We start from the raw sequence: 18,233 nt of genomic DNA, 5'->3' as shown, positions 1-18,233 counted from the left end.
GGTGGGACAAAATAGACTGAAATTTTTGTCCCACTACGCGTTTTACTCCACAACCTTATCCGGCTGGATGAGCTCTTCGTAGTAGCTGATATGCTCGCGTGCGTCTTCGATTTCGGGCAGCAGGAAGTTGTAGATGACCTCGATGATCATCGTGGCGCTCATCTTGGAGAACGCGAAGTCGCCCGTTGTCAGTAGTGCTTCGTGGTTGACGGTATTAAAGGTGTAGTCTGCCAGGCGCGCGAGCGGGGATTTGCTGTCGCTGCTGATGACGACTACGGTTGCGCCGCAGTCGCGAGCCGCTTTTGCCATGCGATTCAGACGGCGCGACTTGCCGGAGTTTGAGATCAGCACGATAACGTCACCGGGGCGCAGCGTGAGCGCAAAACCAATCGAGGTCTCGCTGATGGTGCTTGCCATGCAACGAAGGCCCAGCTGCGAGAACTTGAACGTCGCGTCGAGCGCGACGGCGTTGGTGTTGCCTACGGCCGCAAACTCAATAACGCCGGCATTCTTAAGCGCGTGTACAACTGCGGCCAACGTGTCGTGATCAATGCCGTCGATGGTCGCATTAAGCTCACTCACCTTGGCGGCGAGGATATTTTTAAGGCTCTGCTCCATGTTGTCGAGCGAGACCTCGTCGGTCAGGCCCTCGTTGCGCTGACTCTCTAAGTCGCGCGCCAACGAAAACTGAAAGCTGCGGAAGCTGCCAAAGCCCAGCTTGCGGCAGAAACGCGAAACGGTCGCCTCGGACGTGGCGGCAGCGCGCGAGAGCTGAGCCGCCGTGAGGCGTGGCGCCTCGGACTGGTGCTCCAATATATAGTCGACAATGCGCTGCTCGGACTCGCTGTATCCCTGGTGGGTACTAATGAGGGAAAGTGCGCTTTTGCTACTATCGGTCATGGATGGCTCCTGGTTGGCATGAAAATCTAACTTGATTTGCAATGCCATAGTATACGGGCATTTTCAATTACAAGATACACCTTGCCGTTTCAAGTGTTGATGGTAAACTTTCACTTGCCGTTTACGGTTATGAAAGAACCTTTCACCGGAGAATTGCGCCTTGTCTCTTCTCACGCGGACGGTAGGTTGGTATCTTTCAGTTGTGGAAAAACGCGCATCGAAGCGCGTGTAGGGGAGCGCCCGCGGGCGCTGTACTCAAGAAGGAGGGACACATGGCTAAGTTTGACATCATCGCCGCGACCGGTTGCCCGACCGGCATTGCGCACACCTTCATGGCGAAGGAGGCGCTGGAGAAGGCAGCTGCCGAGCGCGGTCTGACCATTAAGGTCGAGACTCATGGCCAGGTCGGTGTCGAGAACGAGCTCACCAAGAGCGAGATCGCCGGTGCCAAGGCCGTCGTCGTCGCAGCCGATAAGGATGTCCAGGCTGAGCGTTTCGCCGGTAAGCCCATGGTTTCCGTTGGTGTTTCCAAGGCCCTGTCTGTCGAGGCTGCTGGTAAGCTGATCGACCGCGCGCTCGCCGCCAAGGGCGACGACACGGTTGCCGCTGCCGCCGATGTCGAGGACGAGGTCGAGGAGAAGGAGTCCATCGGCCACGTCATCTACAAGCACCTCATGAACGGCGTCAGCCACATGCTGGTCTTCGTCGTTGCCGGTGGTGTTCTGACCGCCATTTCGTTCCTGTGGGGCATCACGTCCTTTGATTCGACGGCTGCCGACTACAACAGCTTTGCCGCGATGCTCAAGATTATCGGCGGTATCGCCATGAACCTCATGGTTCCGGTGCTCTCCGCTTACATCGCCGAGTCCATCGGCAAGCGCCCGGCGCTCGTCCCCGGTTTCGTCGCCGGTATGATTGCCATCCAGGGCTTGCCTGTTAACGCCGATACCGGCATGATCGACGCCGGTGGCGCAGGTGTGGGCTTTGGCTTCCTAGGCGGCATCGTCGGCGGCTTCCTCGCTGGCTATGTCATCCTGCTGCTCGAGAAGGTTTTCTCTAAAATTCCTGCGAGCCTTAATGGCCTGAAGGCAATCTTCCTGTATCCGCTGTGCTCTACCGCCATCGTCGGTCTGGTCATGCTTGGTATTTCCGGCCCCATGGCTGCCATTAACCAGGGCATGATGGATTTCCTGCAGAGCCTCGGTAACTCCGGTCCGGTGATCCTTGGCCTGGCCATCGGCTGCATGTGCGCCTTTGATATGGGCGGCCCGGTCAACAAGGCTGCTTACGCTACTGGCACCTTCCTGCTCGGTACCGCTCTCGAAGCTGGCGTCGGCACCGAGACCTACAACTTCGGCACCAACTTCATGGCTGCCGTCTCCGCCGCTTGCATCGTTCCGCCGCTGATCACCACCTTCGCCGTCGTTGTCGGCAAGAAGTACTTCAGCCAGGAGGATCATGACGCCGGTATCGTCAACCTCATCCTTGGTTGCACCCACATCACCGAGGGCGCCATTCCGTTCATGACCAAGAACATCTGGCCCGTTATGCCCATCATGATGCTCGGTTCTTCCATCGCTTCCATCTTGACCATCTTCTTCAACGTTCACGATCCGGCGCCTCACGGCGGCTTCCTGGTCCTGCCCGTTGTCGAGAACGGTCCGCTGTGGGTCCTCGCGATCCTCATCGGCGCCGTGGTCGGTGGCATCCTGTTCGTGGCTTTCAAGAAGTACGACTTCGAGAAGAACCAGAAGCCCGCTCCTGCAACCAAGCCGGTTGAGGCCCCCAAGGCCGCTGCCGTCGAGGCCCCCAAGGCCGAGGCTGCTGACTTCGTGAAGGTCGAGAACGTCTTTGTCGCCGAGGACTTCGCTTCTCGTGACGAGGCTCTGAGCTTCGTTTCCAACCAGGCTGTCAAGGCCGGTATCGCCAGCGACGCCGACGCCGTGATGAACGCCTTCCTGGCCCGCGAGGCCGAGGGCACCACGGGCATGATGGAGGGCTTCGCCATCCCGCATGCCAAGTCCGACGCCATTACCGAGGCTGCCGTCATCGTCGTCAAGGACGAGTCCGGCGTGACCGGTTGGGACACCATGGACGGCGCTCCCGTCAACGTTGCCATCGCCCTGCTCATCCCGGGCGCTCAGGCTGGAACCACGCACCTCAAGATCCTGTCCAAGGTCGCCGAGGCGCTTATGGACGAGGACTTCCGTGCCACCGTCAAGGGTTCCACCGACGCCGCCGAGATCGCCAAGACGATCAACGCCCGCCTGGTCTAATCCACCAGCTCGCGAATAACATCGCCCCCTGTATATAAGGCGGAGTCCCTCTCCAGGGCCTCCGCCTTTTTTCTATCCCTCCCATAAGTTGCGGTGAAATAGGGACTGTTTAAACGGTTCAACCCCAAATTCAGTCCCTATTTAACCGCAACTTATAAAAGGGCATAGAGAGGGCCGCCTGTCGAGTCTTTGTCGCGAACAGATCCTCAGCCAGAATTCCGTTCCGCCGATATTGCTCTGGACCGACCGAGTTTCCGCAGCTCGCCCGCCGGGCGGGGCGGTTAAGTTTGTCGCGAGTTCCGCACGCAAAGGAAAGCAATTAATGTGCTTTTCGTCTTGCGCAGGACTGTAGAGCAGCAAACTTAACCGCCCCGCCCGGCGGGCAAGCGTACAGGAACGACATCTGTCCAACAATTCGTGGGAAACATAATGAAAAACCGTTTGATGTGAGTTAATATAAACAACGTCGTGAATCTGACTCCTGCCACATGCATGACAGGGGTTAAACACAAAAAGGAGTCAACTATGGTTTCTGAGAAGGCTACCCTCGTTAATCCTCAGGGTCTGCACATGCGTCCGGCTGGTCTGTTCGCCTCCACCATGGGCAAGTACGCCTGTGACGTGACGGTCGTTACCCCCGAGAAGGAGGTCAACGGCAAGTCCCCGATGGCCCTCATGGCTGCTGGTATCCCCTGCGGCACTGAGGTCGAGGTCAAGTGCGACGGCGCTGACGAGGCCGAGGCTCTGGCTGCTGCCATTGAGCTCATCAAGAGCGGTCTTGGCGAGTAGAACTCAAACGGGTCGCATGTTGAACAACTAAGTTCATATTTGGGGGCGCAGTGACCTGTTGTAAGGTAGCTGCGCTCTTTTGTCATGGATATGGCAAAACGCTTTATCACATGACACGGAGAGAGGAATGGGAATGTATCAGGGAGTCAACGCTTCCGAGGGCATCGGTATCGGCACCGTCATGGTCGCCGTCGATCCCGACTTGACGTTTGAGCCGCACGAGGTTGCCGATTCGGCAGCAGAGAAGGAGCGCTATCAGTCCGCTCTTTCGGTCTTCTGCGAGAAGACCCAGGCTCAGGCCGACCACATGAAGGAGACGGTGGGCGAGGCCGAGGCCGAGATCATGAGCGGACACATTGTCCTGGCTCAGGACCCGGGCATGACCGACGCCATCAACGCCGCCATTGACGGCGGTACCTGCGCCGAGCAGGCGCTCATGGACACCTCGACCATGTTCGAGAACATGTTCCTGTCCATGGACGACGAGATGTTTCGTCTGCGCGCGGCCGACATCGCCGACATCCGCACCGGTATTCTGGCCGAGCTGCTGGGCAAGGAGGTCGTCGACCTCTCCGTCCTGCCCGAGAATACTGTCGTTGTCGTTCACGACCTCACGCCGTCCATGACCGCCACGATCGATAAGGCCCACGTTGCCGGTATCGTCACCGAGACCGGTGGTCGCACGTCGCACTCCGCGATTATTGCGCGCGCCCTCGAGATCCCGGCTGTCCTTTCGGTTTCCAATAGCTGCACCGCGCTGCGCAACGGTATGACCGTTGTCGTCGACGGTGGCAAGGGTATCGTTGAGGCCGATCCCGACGAGGAGACGCTCGCCGCATACACCGCCAAGGCCGAGGCCTTCGCTGCCGAGAAGGCAGCCCTCGAGGCCTTCCGCGGCAAGCCGTCCGTGACTGCCGATGGCATCAAGAAGATCATCGCCTGCAACATCGGTAACCCCGATGACGTGCCCAACGCGCTCGATCACGACGCCGAGGCCATCGGTCTGTTCCGCTCCGAGTTCCTGTTCATGGACTCTGCTGAGCTTCCTTCCGAGGAGGAGCAGTTCAACGCCTACCGTAAGGTCGCCAGCGCGCTCAAGGGTGCTCCGGTCATCATCCGCACGCTCGATGTTGGCGGCGACAAGGAGATTCCGTATCTGCACATGGTCAAGGAAGATAACCCCTTCATGGGCTTCCGCGCCGTGCGTTACTGCCTGGCCAATCCCGACCAGTACAAGGTCCAGCTCCGCGCTCTGCTGCGCGCTAGCGCCTTCGGTGACGTCAAGATCATGATCCCGCTCGTCACCTGCGTCGAGGAGGTCTTGGCTGTCAAGGAGCTCGTCGAGCAGTGCAAGGCCGAGCTGACCGAAGAGGGTCGCAAGTTCAACGAGAACATCGAGGTCGGCATCATGGTCGAGACGCCCGCCGCTTCGCTGCTCGCAGACCGTCTTGCCGAGGTCGCCGACTTCTTCTCCATCGGAACCAACGACCTGATCGGTTACACCATGTGCGCCGACCGTGGTAACGACACCATCTCCAACCTGTACCAGGTTTACTATCCCGCCGTGCTCCGCTCGCTCAAGAACATCATCGAGAGCGGCGTGAAGGCCGGCATCATGGTCGGTATGTGCGGCGAAGCCGCTGCCGATCCGCTGCTCGAGCCGCTGCTGATCAGCTGGGGCCTGGAGGAGTTCTCGATGAGCGCTCCTTCTATCCTGCGCGCCCGCAAGACCATCAGCCAGTGGACCAAGGCCGAGTGCGACGAGCTCGCCGAGAAGGCGCTCGCCTGCAACACCGCAGCCGAGGTCAAGGCACTGCTCGAGTCCGCAGCTCGCTAATTTGGTATCAGAGGTAACCGCGTGGTTGGAATGGGCCGGCCACGCGGCCCTCACATATACAGGGGGTACTGTAAATGTTCTACACGCTAACCGCTAACCCGGCTGTCGACATGACGGTTTCGAGCTCTCCGCTCGAGCCCGATGAGAACGTCCGCACCGGCTCGGCCAGCTACACGGCTAACGGCAAGGGCCTTGACGTGTCCTTCGCCTTTAAGAAGATGGGCGTTGACACCGTCGCACTCGGCTTCTTTGCTGGCTTCACGGGCAAGTTCATCGTTGAGGAGGTCATGAACCTGGGTTGCCTCTGCCGCCCGGTCTGGACCGACGGTATCACGCGCATTAACACCTACGTCAACGATGGCCAGCACGAGTACGGCATCCTGAACCCGGGTGCTCCGATCACGCCGCAGCACCAGGAGGAGCTCTACAACATCCTGGACACCGCGGGCGATCTTGAGTGCCTGATCGTCTCCGGCTCCGTGCCTCCCAAAGCTACGCCCGACTTCCTGGCTCAGGTCATGGAGCACGCTCAGGCTCGTGGCGCCGACGTCGTCCTGGACCTGTCCTCCGACAAGCTCAAGGAGCTCGCTCACAAGAAGCCGCTTCTCATCAAGCCGAACCATCACGAGATGAAGGCCATCTTCGGCGTGCCGGTCGACACCGACGACGAGGTTCGTGTCGCCATGAAGATGGCTCACGACGCTGGCGTTCAGAACGTGCTGCTCACCCGTGGTAGCCGCGGCGACGCTTACTTCTCCAACGGCGAGGACATCTGGTACGCCAAGCGTGAGTTCAACATCAAGCTGGTCTCTTCCGTCTGCGCCGGCGACTGCACCCTCGCTGCGTTCCTGCACAAGTGGTACAGGGATCGCGACAACGTCGAGGAGGCCATGAAGCTCGCTATGGCCACCGGCGCCAACGTTGCCGAGTCCGTCGGCATTGGCGACTTTGGTCACGTTGACGAGTACAGCAAGCGCGTTGCTGTCCGCAAGCTCGATCGTCAGTAATCGAAACGCGACATATTCGTGCGCATGCGGCGCCCCGGTTTCGGCCAGGGCGCCTTTTTGTTCCGTCATAGGGGAGAGATGTCCTGCCGTACTTCATCGCTTCCACACCGTTCACCGAGTTGTCCTAGCCTTTTACCGATGCGTGGAATATACTTTCATTAACACGTTGCTTCGTGAAAGGAACATTCATGATATACACGCTCACTGCAAATCCCGCCATTGACTACAACATCGCCTGCGACGGTCTTGCTGCCAACACCGTCACGCGTACCCGCAATGCCGTCTACACGCCCAACGGCAAGGGCCTCAACGTCTCGTTTACGCTTGACCACTATGGTGTCGACACCACGATCCTGGGTTTCTTCGCCGGCTTCTCGGGTGAGTTTATCGTTAAGGGCGCCGAGGCCCTGGGCGTGCCCGTCAAGCCCGTGTGGACCGACGGTATTACGCGCGTCAATGTGTTCCTCAACGCCGGTCCCGACACCGAGTACAACATGGTCAATGCCGGTGCCGCCATCAATGAGGCCAACGAGCAGGAGATGTTTGAACTTATCGATTCGCTCGATGACATGACCTGCCTGGTCATCAGCGGCTCGCTGCCTCCCAACACTTCCGAGGGCTTCTTGGCCGAGGTCCTGCGTCGCGTGAAGGCAAAGGGCGCCGAGTTCGTGCTCGATATCTCGAGCCATCAGCTGGCAGACCTCATTGCTCTGGAGCCACTGCTGATCAAGCCCAATGACGACGAGCTGCTTGACATCTTTGGCATCAAGGTGAGCGGTGGTGGCGACGAGTCCGTCAAGGGCGCTATGGCCGAGCTGCACGCCAAGGGCGCCAAGAACGTGCTGCTGACCCTTGGTGGCGCCGGTGCGTACTTCTCCAACGGCGAGCATATCTGGTTTGCCAACCGCACCTTCGACGTCAAGCTGCTGTCGACTGTGTGCGCCGGCGATTCCTCGCTCGCTGCCTTCCTGTCCGTGTGGCACGACGCCCCCGAGCGCGTCGAGGACGCCCTGCGCCTTTCGATGGCCACTGGCGCCAACGTGGTCGAGTGCCCCGGTCTGGGTGATTTTGCCAAGGTGGACGAATATAAGAAGCACATCGAGGTTCGCCAGGTCTGCTAGTTCCGGCACCTTGTCTGAATAGTTTGATTATTTCGCATCCGTCTTAGACTAGGACGGATGCGTTTTTGTTTATCGGACTTGCGTGTGCAGTGGAGGCTGTTTCTTGCTAGACTTTTTGCAGACGCAATCGATAGCCAATTTGATAGTCGCAGGAGGCCATAGGCATGTGCAATGTTTCGCTCAACGGTACTCAACCGTCCGATGCGTCCCTGCGCGTCCTGCGCGCGCTTGAGGCGGCTGGTCTTGAGGCTTGGTACGTGGGCGGTTGGGTGCGCGACGCCCTGATGGGGTACCCCAGCCACGATGTTGATATGTGCTGTAGCGGCCTGTGGCAGGAGTCCAAAGCGGCGCTCGAGGCCGCCGGCATCGCGGTTGTGGAGTCGGGCATTAAATTTGGCGGAATCACGGCTATTTCCGATGGCGAGCGTATCGAGGTCACCACGTACCGTCTGGATGGCTTTTACACCGATGGTCGTCATCCCCAGAGTGTGGAGCGTGCCGCCTCGCTCGAGGACGATCTGGTGCGCCGCGACTTTACCGTCAATGCCATGGCCTGGCATCCCGAGCGCGGGCTTGTCGACCGCTACGACGGCCAGGGTGACTTGGAGCGCAAGCTGATTCGCGCTGTCGGCGATCCCAAGCGTCGCTTTAACGAGGACGCCCTGCGCATGCTGCGTGCGGTGCGCTTTGCCTGCCGTCTGGACTTTATGATTGAGCCCGAGACCAAGCGTGCGCTTGCCGAGTGCGCGCCGCTGCTCGATGCCGTGGCGCGTGAGCGTGTGGGTATTGAGCTCGAGGGCATTCTTTCGACCGGTCATGGGGGAGACGCGATGCTCCGCTATCCCGAGCTCATCTGCGCCGCCGTGCCCGAGTTGGCAGCGGGTCGCGGGTTTGATCAGCGCAGTGTCTATCATGCGTTTAACGTCTACGTGCATATTGCCCGTGTGCTGACGGTGGCGGGGGAGCTCGCGCTGTGTGACGGCGTCGCGCCCTCGTCGAGCCTTATGTGGGCGGCGTTTTTGCACGATGTGTCCAAGCCCGAGTGCTTCACGGTCGACCATGCCGGTAGCGGACACTTCTACGGTCATCCCGAGCTCGGCGCCAAGAAGGCGCGCGTCATTATGGATCGCCTGGCGCTCTCGCACGACTTGGTGCGCGACGTGTGCCTGCTCATCAAATACCATGACAAGCCGCTGCGCCCCGAGCGCTCCTGTCTGCTCAATATGATGCGCGCGCTTTCGGGTGAGGGCGTCGACACGGCCCGCCTGATTGACGAGCTCATGGACCTTAAGCGTGCCGACACACTTGGCAAGGCCCCGTCGTGCTTCTATTACGTTGAGACGATTGAGGAGATGCGCGCGATGGCGCACGAGCTGCTGAAGGCAGGGGAGCCCTATACGCTCAAGATGCTCTCCATCAACGGCGGCGACCTGATCCGTGCCGGAGTCAAGCCCGGGCCGGAACTGGGTCAGCTTCTCAACTCCGCCCTCGACGCCGTGATCGAAGACAACATTCCCAACGATCGCGAAGCTCTTTTGGTCCATCTCAACTTGAATTAGCTACCCAGTTTACCTGCGTGTTCCATAACCTGCCGACAATTTTTGGCAATTTGGAATTTCTTCTTGCGCTGACGTTTTTTGTCCCGTAATATATTTCTTCGCAGCACGGCAGTGCAGATGTCATGTGGCCCGTTCGTCTAGCGGTTTAGGACGCCGCCCTCTCAAGGCGGAGATCACCAGTTCGAATCTGGTACGGGCTACCACTTCTTTTCTGCTGAGGCTTATGGCCCGTTCGTCTAGCGGTTTAGGACGCCGCCCTCTCAAGGCGGAGATCACCAGTTCGAATCTGGTACGGGCTACCACGCATTTGATACCCGGGCTTCCCATGGAAGGCCGGGTTTTTTATTAAAGGCTTTAGCCTGTGCGGGGCGCGCAGCGCGCCGCATCAGAAACCACCCGCTATGCGGGTGGGGCCAAACGGCTTTACAAAGCCGCCCCCTCGCCGGACACTTGCGATTGTTCAGGCCGCAAGGAATCCGAGTCGAGAGGGCGGTGGTGGCGTATGGCCCAGAAGGCCTACAGCCTGTCGCACACGAAGTGGATGTGCAAGTACCACGTCGTGTTCACGCCGAAGTATAGGCGCAAAGTCATCTACAACCAAATAAGGTCCGACCTTGGGGAGATCTTCAGGAAGCTCCCTTGATTATCGACTTCATCCGAACACCTCCCACATTCATCCGCACATGTGCGGATGAATGTGGGAACCCGATACCCTGAGGGCCGGACCGGCCGGCCCCGGGAGATCGGAGGACGGCATGTCCGGAAAGAAGAAAAGGGGCTCCGCGAGGGCGGTCCCGAGGGCCTACGGAAGGCTCACGAGGCACGAGCGGGACACAGTCCAGAGGATGCTGGAGCGCGGGGCCTCGTGCAGGGAGATCGCGAGGGAGCTGGGCAGGTCGCCCTCGACGGTGAGCGCCGAGGTGGCGTCGCACAGGTTCGTGACGGCGCCGAAGCCCAGGCGCGGCGAGCGCGTGGACGCCGGCACCGACCTGTCGGCGGCCTGCCCGCGCCTGGCGGCGTGGCCGCGCTGCTGCAACGGGTGCGGCCGCTACCGCGCGGTGGGCTGCAAGCGCCGCCCGCACGTCTTCTACGAGGCCCGGGCCGCGCAGCTGTGCGCCGACTCGGTGCTCGTCTCGTCCAGGCGCGGGATCGACGCCGACGAGCCCGCCGCGGCGGCGAGGCTGGAGGCCATCAGGGACTGCCTGCGCCGGGGGCTGTCGCCCGAGCAGATGGCGGCGCGCAACGGCGGGCCGGTGGACCTGTCTCCCTCGACCATCTACCGCTGGGTCTCGGCGGGCTACGACGGCATGACGAACATGGAGCTCAGGCGCAAGGTCGGCTACAGGCCGAGGAGGCGCGCCGCCGGGCGGGCGGCCACGCGCCACTCCGCCCGCAGGTCGTATGCCGCGTTCCTCGCCCTCGGGGAGGACGCGTGCGCCGCGGCCTGGGAGATGGACACCGTCGAGGGCGCCCGGGAGGACTCGGCCTGCCTGCTCACGCTACTGCACCGCCCCAGCAGGCTGCAGCTCGCGCTGCCGCTGGGCGGGAAGACCGCCGGGTGCGTCGCGGCCGCCCTGGAGGGCGTCCGGGCGGTCCTCGGCGCCGACGGGGCGCGCCGCGTGTTCCGCGCCGTGCTCACCGACAACGGCGCGGAGTTCGCCGACGAGGCCGCGGTCGCGGCCCTCCTCGGCGAGGGGCCCGGCGAGACGAGGCTGTTCTACTGCGACCCCGGGCGGAGCGACCAGAAGGGCGCCTGCGAGCGCAACCACGTCGAGATAAGGAAGCTGCTGCCCAAGGGCGCCGGCCTCAGGTTCGACCGGCTCTCCCCGGCCGACATGGCGCTCGCCATGTCGCACGTGAACTCCGAGCCCCGCGGCGCGCTCGGCTTCTCGACGCCCGCGCGCGCCTTCAGGGCGATGCTCGGGGACGATGCGGCGGCGCTGCTTGACGCCTACGGCGTGGAGGATGTGCCTCTGGCCGAGCTCGACCTGACGCCGGGACTCATCGAGAGGGCGCGCGCAGAGAGGGGCGATGCCCCGCTGGCCTAGCCTGAAGGCAAAACGGAATAGACTGACCGACCGTCCGGCTGAGTCTGGGAAGAGGTGCCGGGCGGAGGGCGGAGCATGGCCACCGGACCCATCGAAACACATCTCCACCGTTCCTTCAACTGGGAAAACGGCGCCCCCGGGGCCCGGATGGGGCCTCGGGGGCGTTCGGCTAGCTGCGGGAACGGCCTGTCCGCCTAATGTGTTCGGCTGAGATCGGAAATCAACCCTTCAGGAAGCTCTGCCAGTACAAGGGGATAGAGATCATCGAGGGGCACCTGATGCCCGACCACGTCCACATGCTGCTGGCGATACCGCCGAAGTACAGCGTATCGAGCGTGATGGGCTACCTGAAGGGGAAGAGCTCGCTGATGATATTCGACAAGCACGCGAACATGAAGTACAAGTTCGGCAACAGGAAGTTCTGGGCCGAGGGCTACTACGTGTCCACGGTCGGCCTGAACGAGGCCACGATCGCGAAGTACATCCGGGAGCAGGAGAAGGCCGACATCGCGCTCGACCGGCTGAGCGTCAAGGAGTACGAGGACCCCTTCGGCAGGGGGCCGGGGCGTAAATAGCGCCGGTTTGACCGGCCCGCCACGGGTCAATCTGCAGTGCGGCCCGAACCCCGTGAGGGCCGGCGCCTTTAGACGCGTGCCGGAAATCCAAGGGTTATACCCTAAGAGCAAACCACCCCTTTTAGGGGTGGTTTTGATTGTTTTCAAACAACCGTCTGCAATTCCCGTTTGAACCAGAGCTTTGCGTTCTGCCTATGGCCCTTACGGGTACAATAACCAAGATATTTTGACTGTTAGAAGGAGTCTCATGACGGAGTCCTCTCAGCATACGTCTAAGCCCCAGGTCGAGGTTGAGGCCTCGGGCGGAGATGACAATAAGAGCGCACGCCGCGGCGCCATCTTTATCGGCGTCGTGCTGGTAGGTTATATCGTCTATCTGGTGGTAACCGGGCAGATGGGGCAGTTCTGGGCCGCTATGTCGAGCGTCCAGGCGTCATGGCTCGTTGTCGCGTGTCTTTGCATGTTCATGTACCTGTTCTTTGGCATTGTGGCCTATGCGATCGCCGTCTGGCTCGATCCCAATTCGCCCGTCGGCATCCGCGACCTGATCTCGGTCGAGGCGAGTGGCATCTTCTTTGGCAACCTGACGCCCATGATGATGGGCTCGACTCCCGCCCAGATCTACCGCCTGACCAAGGCGGGCCAAAACGTGGGCGAGGCCGGCGCCACGCAATTCACGCGTTTTATCGTGTACCAGTTTGGCCTGGTCGCCTGGGGCGCTATCCTGCTGCTCGCCCGTATGCCGTTTTTTGCCGAACGCTACGGCGACATGACGCTGCTGTGCGTCTTTAGCTTTGGTGGACACTGCTGCATCTTGCTTGGCATCTTCGCCGTCGCGCTCATGCCTAAGACCGTCACGCGCGTCGCCCATTGCATCATCAATTGGCTCGAGCGCATTGGTGTCTCGGCCACTAAGATCGAGGGTTGGCGCACGTTTGTCGATGGCGAGATCTACTCCTTCTCCGAGAAGTTCAAGCTTTCGGCCGGACATTTTTCTTCCATGCTGCTCACCGTGTTTATCACCATGCTGCAGCTCGCGTTTTTCTATCTGGTTCCGTATTTCCTGATGCTTGCCTTTGGCCACCACGAGGTCGACTTTTTCTCGGTCATGGCCGCGAGCGCCTTTGTCCAGCTGTTAAGCTCTGCGGTTCCCTTGCCCGGTGGAACTGGTGGCGCTGAGGGCGGCTTTGCATTGTTCTTGGGTCATTTCTTCGGTTCGGCTTCGACCGCCGGCTATCTGCTGTGGCGTCTCATTACGTTTATTGCGCCTACCATTTTGGCTGCGCCCCTGCTGGGACTTAAGAGCGCCCACAACGAGAGCATCCATGCGCGCTGGGATCGCGTGATGCGCAAGCTCGGCCGCACGCCTCAGACGCCCTCTGCGCCCACTAAGCCGCACCCCACGAATGCTGTTACCGTTGATCCCAAGAAGCACGCTCAGAAGGCTTCTGGGACCGCAAAGCCGGCTCATAAGGCCTATGTGCGTCAGACAGGAGACGGTATTCGCGTATCTCCGTCGGCACTCAATAAGAAGAAGCACCCTAAGTCGCAGTAGGGCAGTCGTGCGTTCTTCATGATGCGAGGCATATTTGTGCTGTATGGGGGATAATCCTCTTACGTAGATTATCTCTCATCTGTTGATGAATGCTCGCATATCGAAGGGACACGCCCATGGCAACCAGCAAACCGCGTCTTGATCGTCGCATCGTTCGCAGCCGTAATGCCATCCTTTCGGCTTTCGAGCGCCTGCTCATGGAAAAGCCGCTGGCAGACATTACGGTGAGTGCTATTGCGCGCGAGGCCAATGTCGACCGCAAGACCTTTTACGTTCACTTTGGTACGGTTGACGGCCTGCTCGATGCCATTGCCGTCGATGTGGTGGAGATGATTGTCGACTCGGTCGAGAAAACGCTTGCTTCAATGGACGGCGACACCAACGAGCGCGCTCTTGGCGCGGCGGCGACCTTCTTTAAAACCGTTAACGAGGCACTGTGCAACAACTTGGTGCTTAATCGTCAACTTATCGAGAACATTCCGCTCGATGATTTTATGGCTCGTCTTCGTGCGCCGCTCGAGCACGAGATTGCCGAGCGCGATCTGCTGCCTCAAGGTCTCAAGGACGAGATGTTCGACTATTATCTGTCGTTTTTGCTGTCGGGTATTATCGGTATCTATCGCACGTGGGCGCTGTCTGACGGCTCGGTTCCTATCGAGCGCGTCTCTGAGGTCGCCAACGACCTGACTCTCAACGGTCTGTCGAGTCTGGAATCTCGCTTGGATTAGGCCTAGTTGGGCTCGTCGGCGTGGAAATTCCTGTTCACGAGGTTCTCCGGCGCCTTGTAGACCTCGCCGCGTAGGAGCTGTAGCCTGAGGATCCCTAAAAGAAGGTCCAGTTTATCATTCCCACTCCAATTGGGAATCCTCCGATGCGCCTTCGCACGCTTGCATGACCTCGATACCATGCGATCGTGCGAACTCGACGAGCTCTGCGTTGCGGGCGTTTATGGTGCCGAAGGCGGCGGGGCACACGATAAGGCGCGCGCAGTGGACGAGGAGCTCTTTGGCGCGGGCTATGGTTTTATCCCCGATCGGCTCGAAGGCGCGCTCGGCCACGCATTCCGTCGCCAGGTCGCGCGCGAGCTCGCAGTCGATGTCCCCTTCGTGCAGAATGCCCGCGTAGAACGCCTTGCCCTGCCGGATGAGCTGGCGAAACACAGCTGACCCCGTACCTGCGCCGGCGATGACGAACGTGTGCGCATCGCCGTGCGGGCGCCCAATTTCCACGCTGCCGAAGCGCTCGTTGAAGGTGCCATGTTGAAGGCCGTAGAGCTCGCCAATCGTCTCGCGCGTGAATATGTCCTCGGGTGCGCCGGCGCGGAAGACCCGGCCGTCCTTCACGCAAATCACCTTGTCGGCGCTTTTCTGCGCGAGCTCGAGTTCGTGGATGGACATGATGACAGCAACATTCCGCGATTTCGCAAGGTGGCGAAGTATTCGTAGCAGGTCGATCTGGTAGCGGATATCGAGATACGACGTGGGCTCGTCGAGCACGAGCACGCGCGGATCCTGCGCGATGGCGCGTGCGAGCATGACGCGCTGGCGTTGCCCGTCGCTTATCTGCATGAAGTCGCGCTCGGCAAGCTTTTCCACATGTGCGGTTTTCATGGCCTCGTCGACCCGATTATGGTCGTCGGGCGTGAGTGTGCCCATTCGCCCGGTGTAGGGATGCCTTCCCGCCTCTACGATATCGCGGCAGGTGAGGAGCTCGGTCCGGGGGCGATCTGTCAGCATAACGGCAAGGTTCCTTGCGAACTCCGCCGTCTTCCATCGGGAAATCTCCTGCCCGTCGAGCTCGACCGCGCCGGCAAGCGGTGCCAGATGGCGTGTGATGGTTTTCAAGATGGTCGACTTGCCCGAGCCGTTCGGCCCGATGAGCGCCACTACGTCGCCCGCGCGAACCTCCAGATCGACGCCTTCGACTACGACCTTCTTGTCGTAGCCAGCCGACAGGTCGCTTATGCGGAAAAGCGGTGCTCCGTCAGCCTGCGTTTCTACCGGGGTTTCGAGGTTCGACTCCGCTCGAAGGAGGCGTTCCGCGCGCAGTTCCGCACGAGCCGAAAGTGCCTTCTGGCGCTTTCGTGCGAGCTCAGAACTGGCCAAGCATGGAATGTTCCCTCCGAGCGTTTTGGTCCGCGGCACGAATTCCCCCATCTACCTCACCCGCTTCTTCAACATGAGTGCAATAACCACCGGCGCGCCGAAGATGGCGGTGACGGCGCTGATGGAAAGCTCGACGGGGGAGAACAGCGTGCGCGCGATCAAATCGCAGCCCGCGCAAAAGATGGCGCCTCCCAAGAAGCACGCAGGAATCACGCGGATAGGCTTCGACGACTTCAGCGCCGACTTAACGAGATGCGGAACCGCGATGCCTACGAACGACACCGGACCAGCGAACGCGGTCACGCAGGCGGAGAGCATGCTCGCTAGAAGGACGAGCACCACGCGGAAGCGTGCGACGTTCACGCCGACGCTTTTCGCGTAGGCTTCTCCCAGCTGGAAGGCGGAAAGGGGCTTCGATATCGCGAATACGCATGCGCTCACGGTAATCACCACGACCGCGATGACCGCGATGTCGTCCCAGTTCGAACCCGAGAAGCTGCCCAAAGACCAGTTGTGCAGGTTCACGATGGACTGGTCGTCGGCGAAGGCGATGAGAAAGTTCGTCGCCGCCGAGCAGATGTATCCCACCATGACGCCCGCCACGATGAGCATGGCCATGGAACTTAAGCGCCGTGCGATGAGGAGCACGAAGCCGATGGTGATAAGCGATCCCAGAAACGCTGCGGCCACCATGGCCGGCGAGGACATGGCCTGGTTCGCGCCCAGAAGCACGATCATCGTAAGCGCGACGACGAACTTTGCGCCCGAGGAGACGCCCAAGATGAACGGGTCGGCGATGGGGTTGTTAAAAAACGTCTGCAGCAGGAACCCGGAGAGCGAAAGTGCCCCGCCGAGAAGCACGGCTGAAAGCACGCGCGGCAGGCGAATCTCCCAGATGACTTGGCTTTCCATGGAATTGGCCGCGCCGCCCGAAAGGATGCCGGGGATGTGGTCTGCGGGCACGAGCACGCTCCCGATGCACAGGTTGGCCCCGACGAGCACGATGAGGACAACAGCGAGCAGCGCCGTCACGACGCGACACCGCGCGGCGCGCCCCGATTCGTCGTATGTCATGGAAAGCCGGCTTCTCATGACGCTAGCCAAGCTTCCTCAGATAATGGAAGTCGCTCGCGTCATCGCCGGTGAACGCCCCGTGCAGCTCGTCGATAATGTCGGCGGTAGAAGTCATCTGCTGGTACATGTCGGCGCTTGTGACCCAGACGTTGCCGTTCTTCACGGCTTTGAACTGCGACAATAGCGCGTTTTTGCCTACGAAGTCGTTCAAGGTGGCAACCGATTCGTCGATGGTGCCGTTGTAGACGATGATGTCGGCATCCTTCGCCGTCGCGTAGAAGCGCTCCATTTCGAGCGTTACTGACGAACCTGACGTCGACGCCGTCTGCGCGTCATCGAGTGCGTAGCTGCCGCCTGCAAGCTCGATCATCTGCGCCACGTAGTCGCCCGCCCGCCGCGTGACGGCGGCCCCGTTCGAGTTAATGTAGAAATACGCCACGGTTTTACCTGACGACGCGAGCCCCGACGTTTGCTCGACGCGGGCCTTCTGCTCGTTGAACAGGTGCGCGGCCTCGTCTTCCTTGTCGAACAGGACGCCGAAAAGCTTAATCCACTCGACGCGCCCGAGTGCTTCGGGCTCGCTCGACGACTGTTCGGTGAGCACGACGAGCCCGAGCTTCTGCAGCTTTTCCTTCACATCGGGCGTGTGGTTGATCATGGTGTTCTCGATGGCGAGCGTGCAGCCCGTGGCCGATATTCGCTCGTAGTCGGGCGCGCTGTACTTGCCGCCGTAGGCGATCGCCCCACTTTCGAGCGCGCTTTTGAAGCCCGCGACCGAGCAATCGTCGGCCTTCGTGCCCGACATGAAGATATTGTCGTTCGCATCGAGCGCGTCGACCAGGCACATCGTCGCCGACGACACGAGGTACACCTTGTCGGCGGGGCGCCTTATGACCGCGATGTCGGAGCTCAACCCATCAGGCACCTTCGCATCTTGCGGCACCACGAGGAAGCGCTCCCCGTTCGAAACGCAGATAAGCCGCAAGCCGCCTTCGAACTCGTCGACAGTGAAGTGCTTGGCGTATTCAAGCTGAAGCGTCCCCGTCGGCTCCCAGCCGCAGCCCAAATCGGCGTTGTGGAAGTCGGCCGCGGCGCTTGAGGCCGTTCCCGCAGGGGAGCCGCCGCTTGCATCGTCGCCCGATTTCTCCTTCATGGTGGATGAGTCGAAGTAGAGCGTGTAGTCGATGGTGTGCGGCGTCGACATGGCGACGGTCTCGGCCGACACGGCGATGTCCTCGTCGAGCGTGACGGGTATCTCGAACGTGGAGTTGCCGCCATCGTTTACGGGCGCGTAGTCCACGCCGTCGACGGTCATCTTGTCGTAGTTCGAACTCGACCAGGTGATGGTCGCGGTGTAGGTGTCTCCATCTTTCACAATTGTGGTTGG

The 18,233-nt window shown here is 60.7% G+C and carries 13 protein-coding genes, 2 tRNA genes and 2 pseudogenes; 13 read left to right on the top strand and 4 right to left on the bottom strand.

Going from position 1 to position 18,233, the window contains the following annotated elements; all coding sequences use genetic code 11:
- Window positions 1-42 precede the first annotated feature (42 nt).
- Window positions 43-900 carry a MurR/RpiR family transcriptional regulator gene (locus OIL77_10310; protein ID HJI45786.1) on the bottom strand — a complete coding sequence of 286 codons (858 nt, stop codon included), beginning with the start codon at window positions 898-900 and terminating at the stop codon, window positions 43-45.
- Between the two features lie 272 nt (window positions 901-1,172).
- Between OIL77_10310 and OIL77_10305 the strand changes: the two genes are divergently transcribed.
- From OIL77_10305 to OIL77_10245, 13 genes and pseudogenes are all read left to right on the top strand, one after another.
- Window positions 1,173-3,176, top strand: a complete 2,004-nt coding sequence (locus OIL77_10305) for a fructose-specific PTS transporter subunit EIIC (protein ID HJI45785.1) — start codon at window positions 1,173-1,175, stop codon at window positions 3,174-3,176.
- Between the two features lie 525 nt (window positions 3,177-3,701).
- A complete protein-coding gene (locus OIL77_10300) occupies window positions 3,702-3,965 on the top strand; it encodes an HPr family phosphocarrier protein (protein HJI45784.1) in 264 nt (87 codons plus the stop codon).
- A 133-nt stretch (window positions 3,966-4,098) separates the two neighbouring features.
- Complete coding sequence (ptsP, locus tag OIL77_10295) at window positions 4,099-5,802, top strand: phosphoenolpyruvate--protein phosphotransferase (GenBank protein ID HJI45783.1); 1,704 nt, start codon at window positions 4,099-4,101, stop codon at window positions 5,800-5,802.
- 74 nt (window positions 5,803-5,876) lie between these two features.
- Window positions 5,877-6,809, top strand: a complete 933-nt coding sequence (locus OIL77_10290; GenBank protein ID HJI45782.1) for a 1-phosphofructokinase family hexose kinase — start codon at window positions 5,877-5,879, stop codon at window positions 6,807-6,809.
- Between the two features lie 188 nt (window positions 6,810-6,997).
- The gene (locus OIL77_10285) at window positions 6,998-7,930 is read left to right on the top strand and encodes a 1-phosphofructokinase (GenBank protein ID HJI45781.1); all 933 of its coding nucleotides are present in this window, start codon (window positions 6,998-7,000) and stop codon (window positions 7,928-7,930) included.
- 164 nt (window positions 7,931-8,094) lie between these two features.
- Window positions 8,095-9,489: a CCA tRNA nucleotidyltransferase gene (locus tag OIL77_10280; GenBank protein ID HJI45780.1), complete on the top strand. Its 1,395-nt coding sequence runs from the start codon at window positions 8,095-8,097 to the stop codon at window positions 9,487-9,489.
- A gap of 126 nt (window positions 9,490-9,615) precedes the next feature.
- Window positions 9,616-9,692, top strand: a tRNA-Glu gene (locus tag OIL77_10275).
- Between the two features lie 22 nt (window positions 9,693-9,714).
- A tRNA-Glu gene (locus OIL77_10270) sits at window positions 9,715-9,791 on the top strand.
- Between the two features lie 200 nt (window positions 9,792-9,991).
- Window positions 9,992-10,126, top strand: a pseudogene (locus tag OIL77_10265) (transposase).
- A 118-nt stretch (window positions 10,127-10,244) separates the two neighbouring features.
- Window positions 10,245-11,537 carry an IS30 family transposase gene (locus tag OIL77_10260; GenBank protein ID HJI45779.1) on the top strand — a complete coding sequence of 431 codons (1,293 nt, stop codon included), beginning with the start codon at window positions 10,245-10,247 and terminating at the stop codon, window positions 11,535-11,537.
- Between the two features lie 230 nt (window positions 11,538-11,767).
- A pseudogene (gene tnpA, locus OIL77_10255) lies at window positions 11,768-12,112 on the top strand (IS200/IS605 family transposase).
- Between the two features lie 247 nt (window positions 12,113-12,359).
- The gene (locus OIL77_10250; GenBank protein HJI45778.1) at window positions 12,360-13,667 is read left to right on the top strand and encodes a flippase-like domain-containing protein; all 1,308 of its coding nucleotides are present in this window, start codon (window positions 12,360-12,362) and stop codon (window positions 13,665-13,667) included.
- Between the two features lie 116 nt (window positions 13,668-13,783).
- Window positions 13,784-14,395 carry a TetR/AcrR family transcriptional regulator gene (locus OIL77_10245; protein ID HJI45777.1) on the top strand — a complete coding sequence of 204 codons (612 nt, stop codon included), beginning with the start codon at window positions 13,784-13,786 and terminating at the stop codon, window positions 14,393-14,395.
- A 114-nt stretch (window positions 14,396-14,509) separates the two neighbouring features.
- Here OIL77_10245 and OIL77_10240 read toward each other — a convergent pair whose 3' ends face one another.
- The 3 genes from OIL77_10240 to OIL77_10230 are packed head-to-tail and all read right to left on the bottom strand — an operon-like array spanning window position 14,510 to window position 18,221.
- Window positions 14,510-15,772, bottom strand: coding sequence for an ABC transporter ATP-binding protein (locus OIL77_10240; GenBank protein HJI45776.1), 1,263 nt, complete (start codon window positions 15,770-15,772; stop codon window positions 14,510-14,512).
- A gap of 51 nt (window positions 15,773-15,823) precedes the next feature.
- Entirely contained in the window at window positions 15,824-16,846 is a 1,023-nt protein-coding gene (locus tag OIL77_10235; GenBank protein ID HJI45775.1) for an iron ABC transporter permease, read from the bottom strand.
- Window positions 16,847-16,868: 22 nt separating this feature from the next.
- Window positions 16,869-18,221, bottom strand: coding sequence for an ABC transporter substrate-binding protein (locus tag OIL77_10230; GenBank protein ID HJI45774.1), 1,353 nt, complete (start codon window positions 18,219-18,221; stop codon window positions 16,869-16,871).
- Window positions 18,222-18,233 lie beyond the last annotated feature (12 nt).

The sequence above is a fragment of the Coriobacteriaceae bacterium genome (genome assembly GCA_025993015.1).
GTDB lineage: Bacteria > Actinomycetota > Coriobacteriia > Coriobacteriales > Coriobacteriaceae > Collinsella.
This window is presented reverse-complemented; position numbering and strand designations above follow the sequence as displayed.

Bases quoted from the DNA above. Each gene is read 5' to 3' on its own strand.
- OIL77_10310 (HJI45786.1), bottom strand. From the start codon at position 900: ATGACCGATAGTAGCAAAAGCGCACTTTCCCTCATTAGTACCCACCAG.
- OIL77_10305 (HJI45785.1), top strand. From the start codon at position 1,173: ATGGCTAAGTTTGACATCATCGCCGCGACCGGTTGCCCGACCGGCATT.
- OIL77_10300 (HJI45784.1), top strand. From the start codon at position 3,702: ATGGTTTCTGAGAAGGCTACCCTCGTTAATCCTCAGGGTCTGCACATG.
- ptsP (HJI45783.1), top strand. From the start codon at position 4,099: ATGTATCAGGGAGTCAACGCTTCCGAGGGCATCGGTATCGGCACCGTC.
- OIL77_10290 (HJI45782.1), top strand. From the start codon at position 5,877: ATGTTCTACACGCTAACCGCTAACCCGGCTGTCGACATGACGGTTTCG.
- OIL77_10285 (HJI45781.1), top strand. From the start codon at position 6,998: ATGATATACACGCTCACTGCAAATCCCGCCATTGACTACAACATCGCC.
- OIL77_10280 (HJI45780.1), top strand. From the start codon at position 8,095: ATGTGCAATGTTTCGCTCAACGGTACTCAACCGTCCGATGCGTCCCTG.
- OIL77_10260 (HJI45779.1), top strand. From the start codon at position 10,245: ATGTCCGGAAAGAAGAAAAGGGGCTCCGCGAGGGCGGTCCCGAGGGCC.
- OIL77_10250 (HJI45778.1), top strand. From the start codon at position 12,360: ATGACGGAGTCCTCTCAGCATACGTCTAAGCCCCAGGTCGAGGTTGAG.
- OIL77_10245 (HJI45777.1), top strand. From the start codon at position 13,784: ATGGCAACCAGCAAACCGCGTCTTGATCGTCGCATCGTTCGCAGCCGT.
- OIL77_10235 (HJI45775.1), bottom strand. From the start codon at position 16,846: ATGACATACGACGAATCGGGGCGCGCCGCGCGGTGTCGCGTCGTGACG.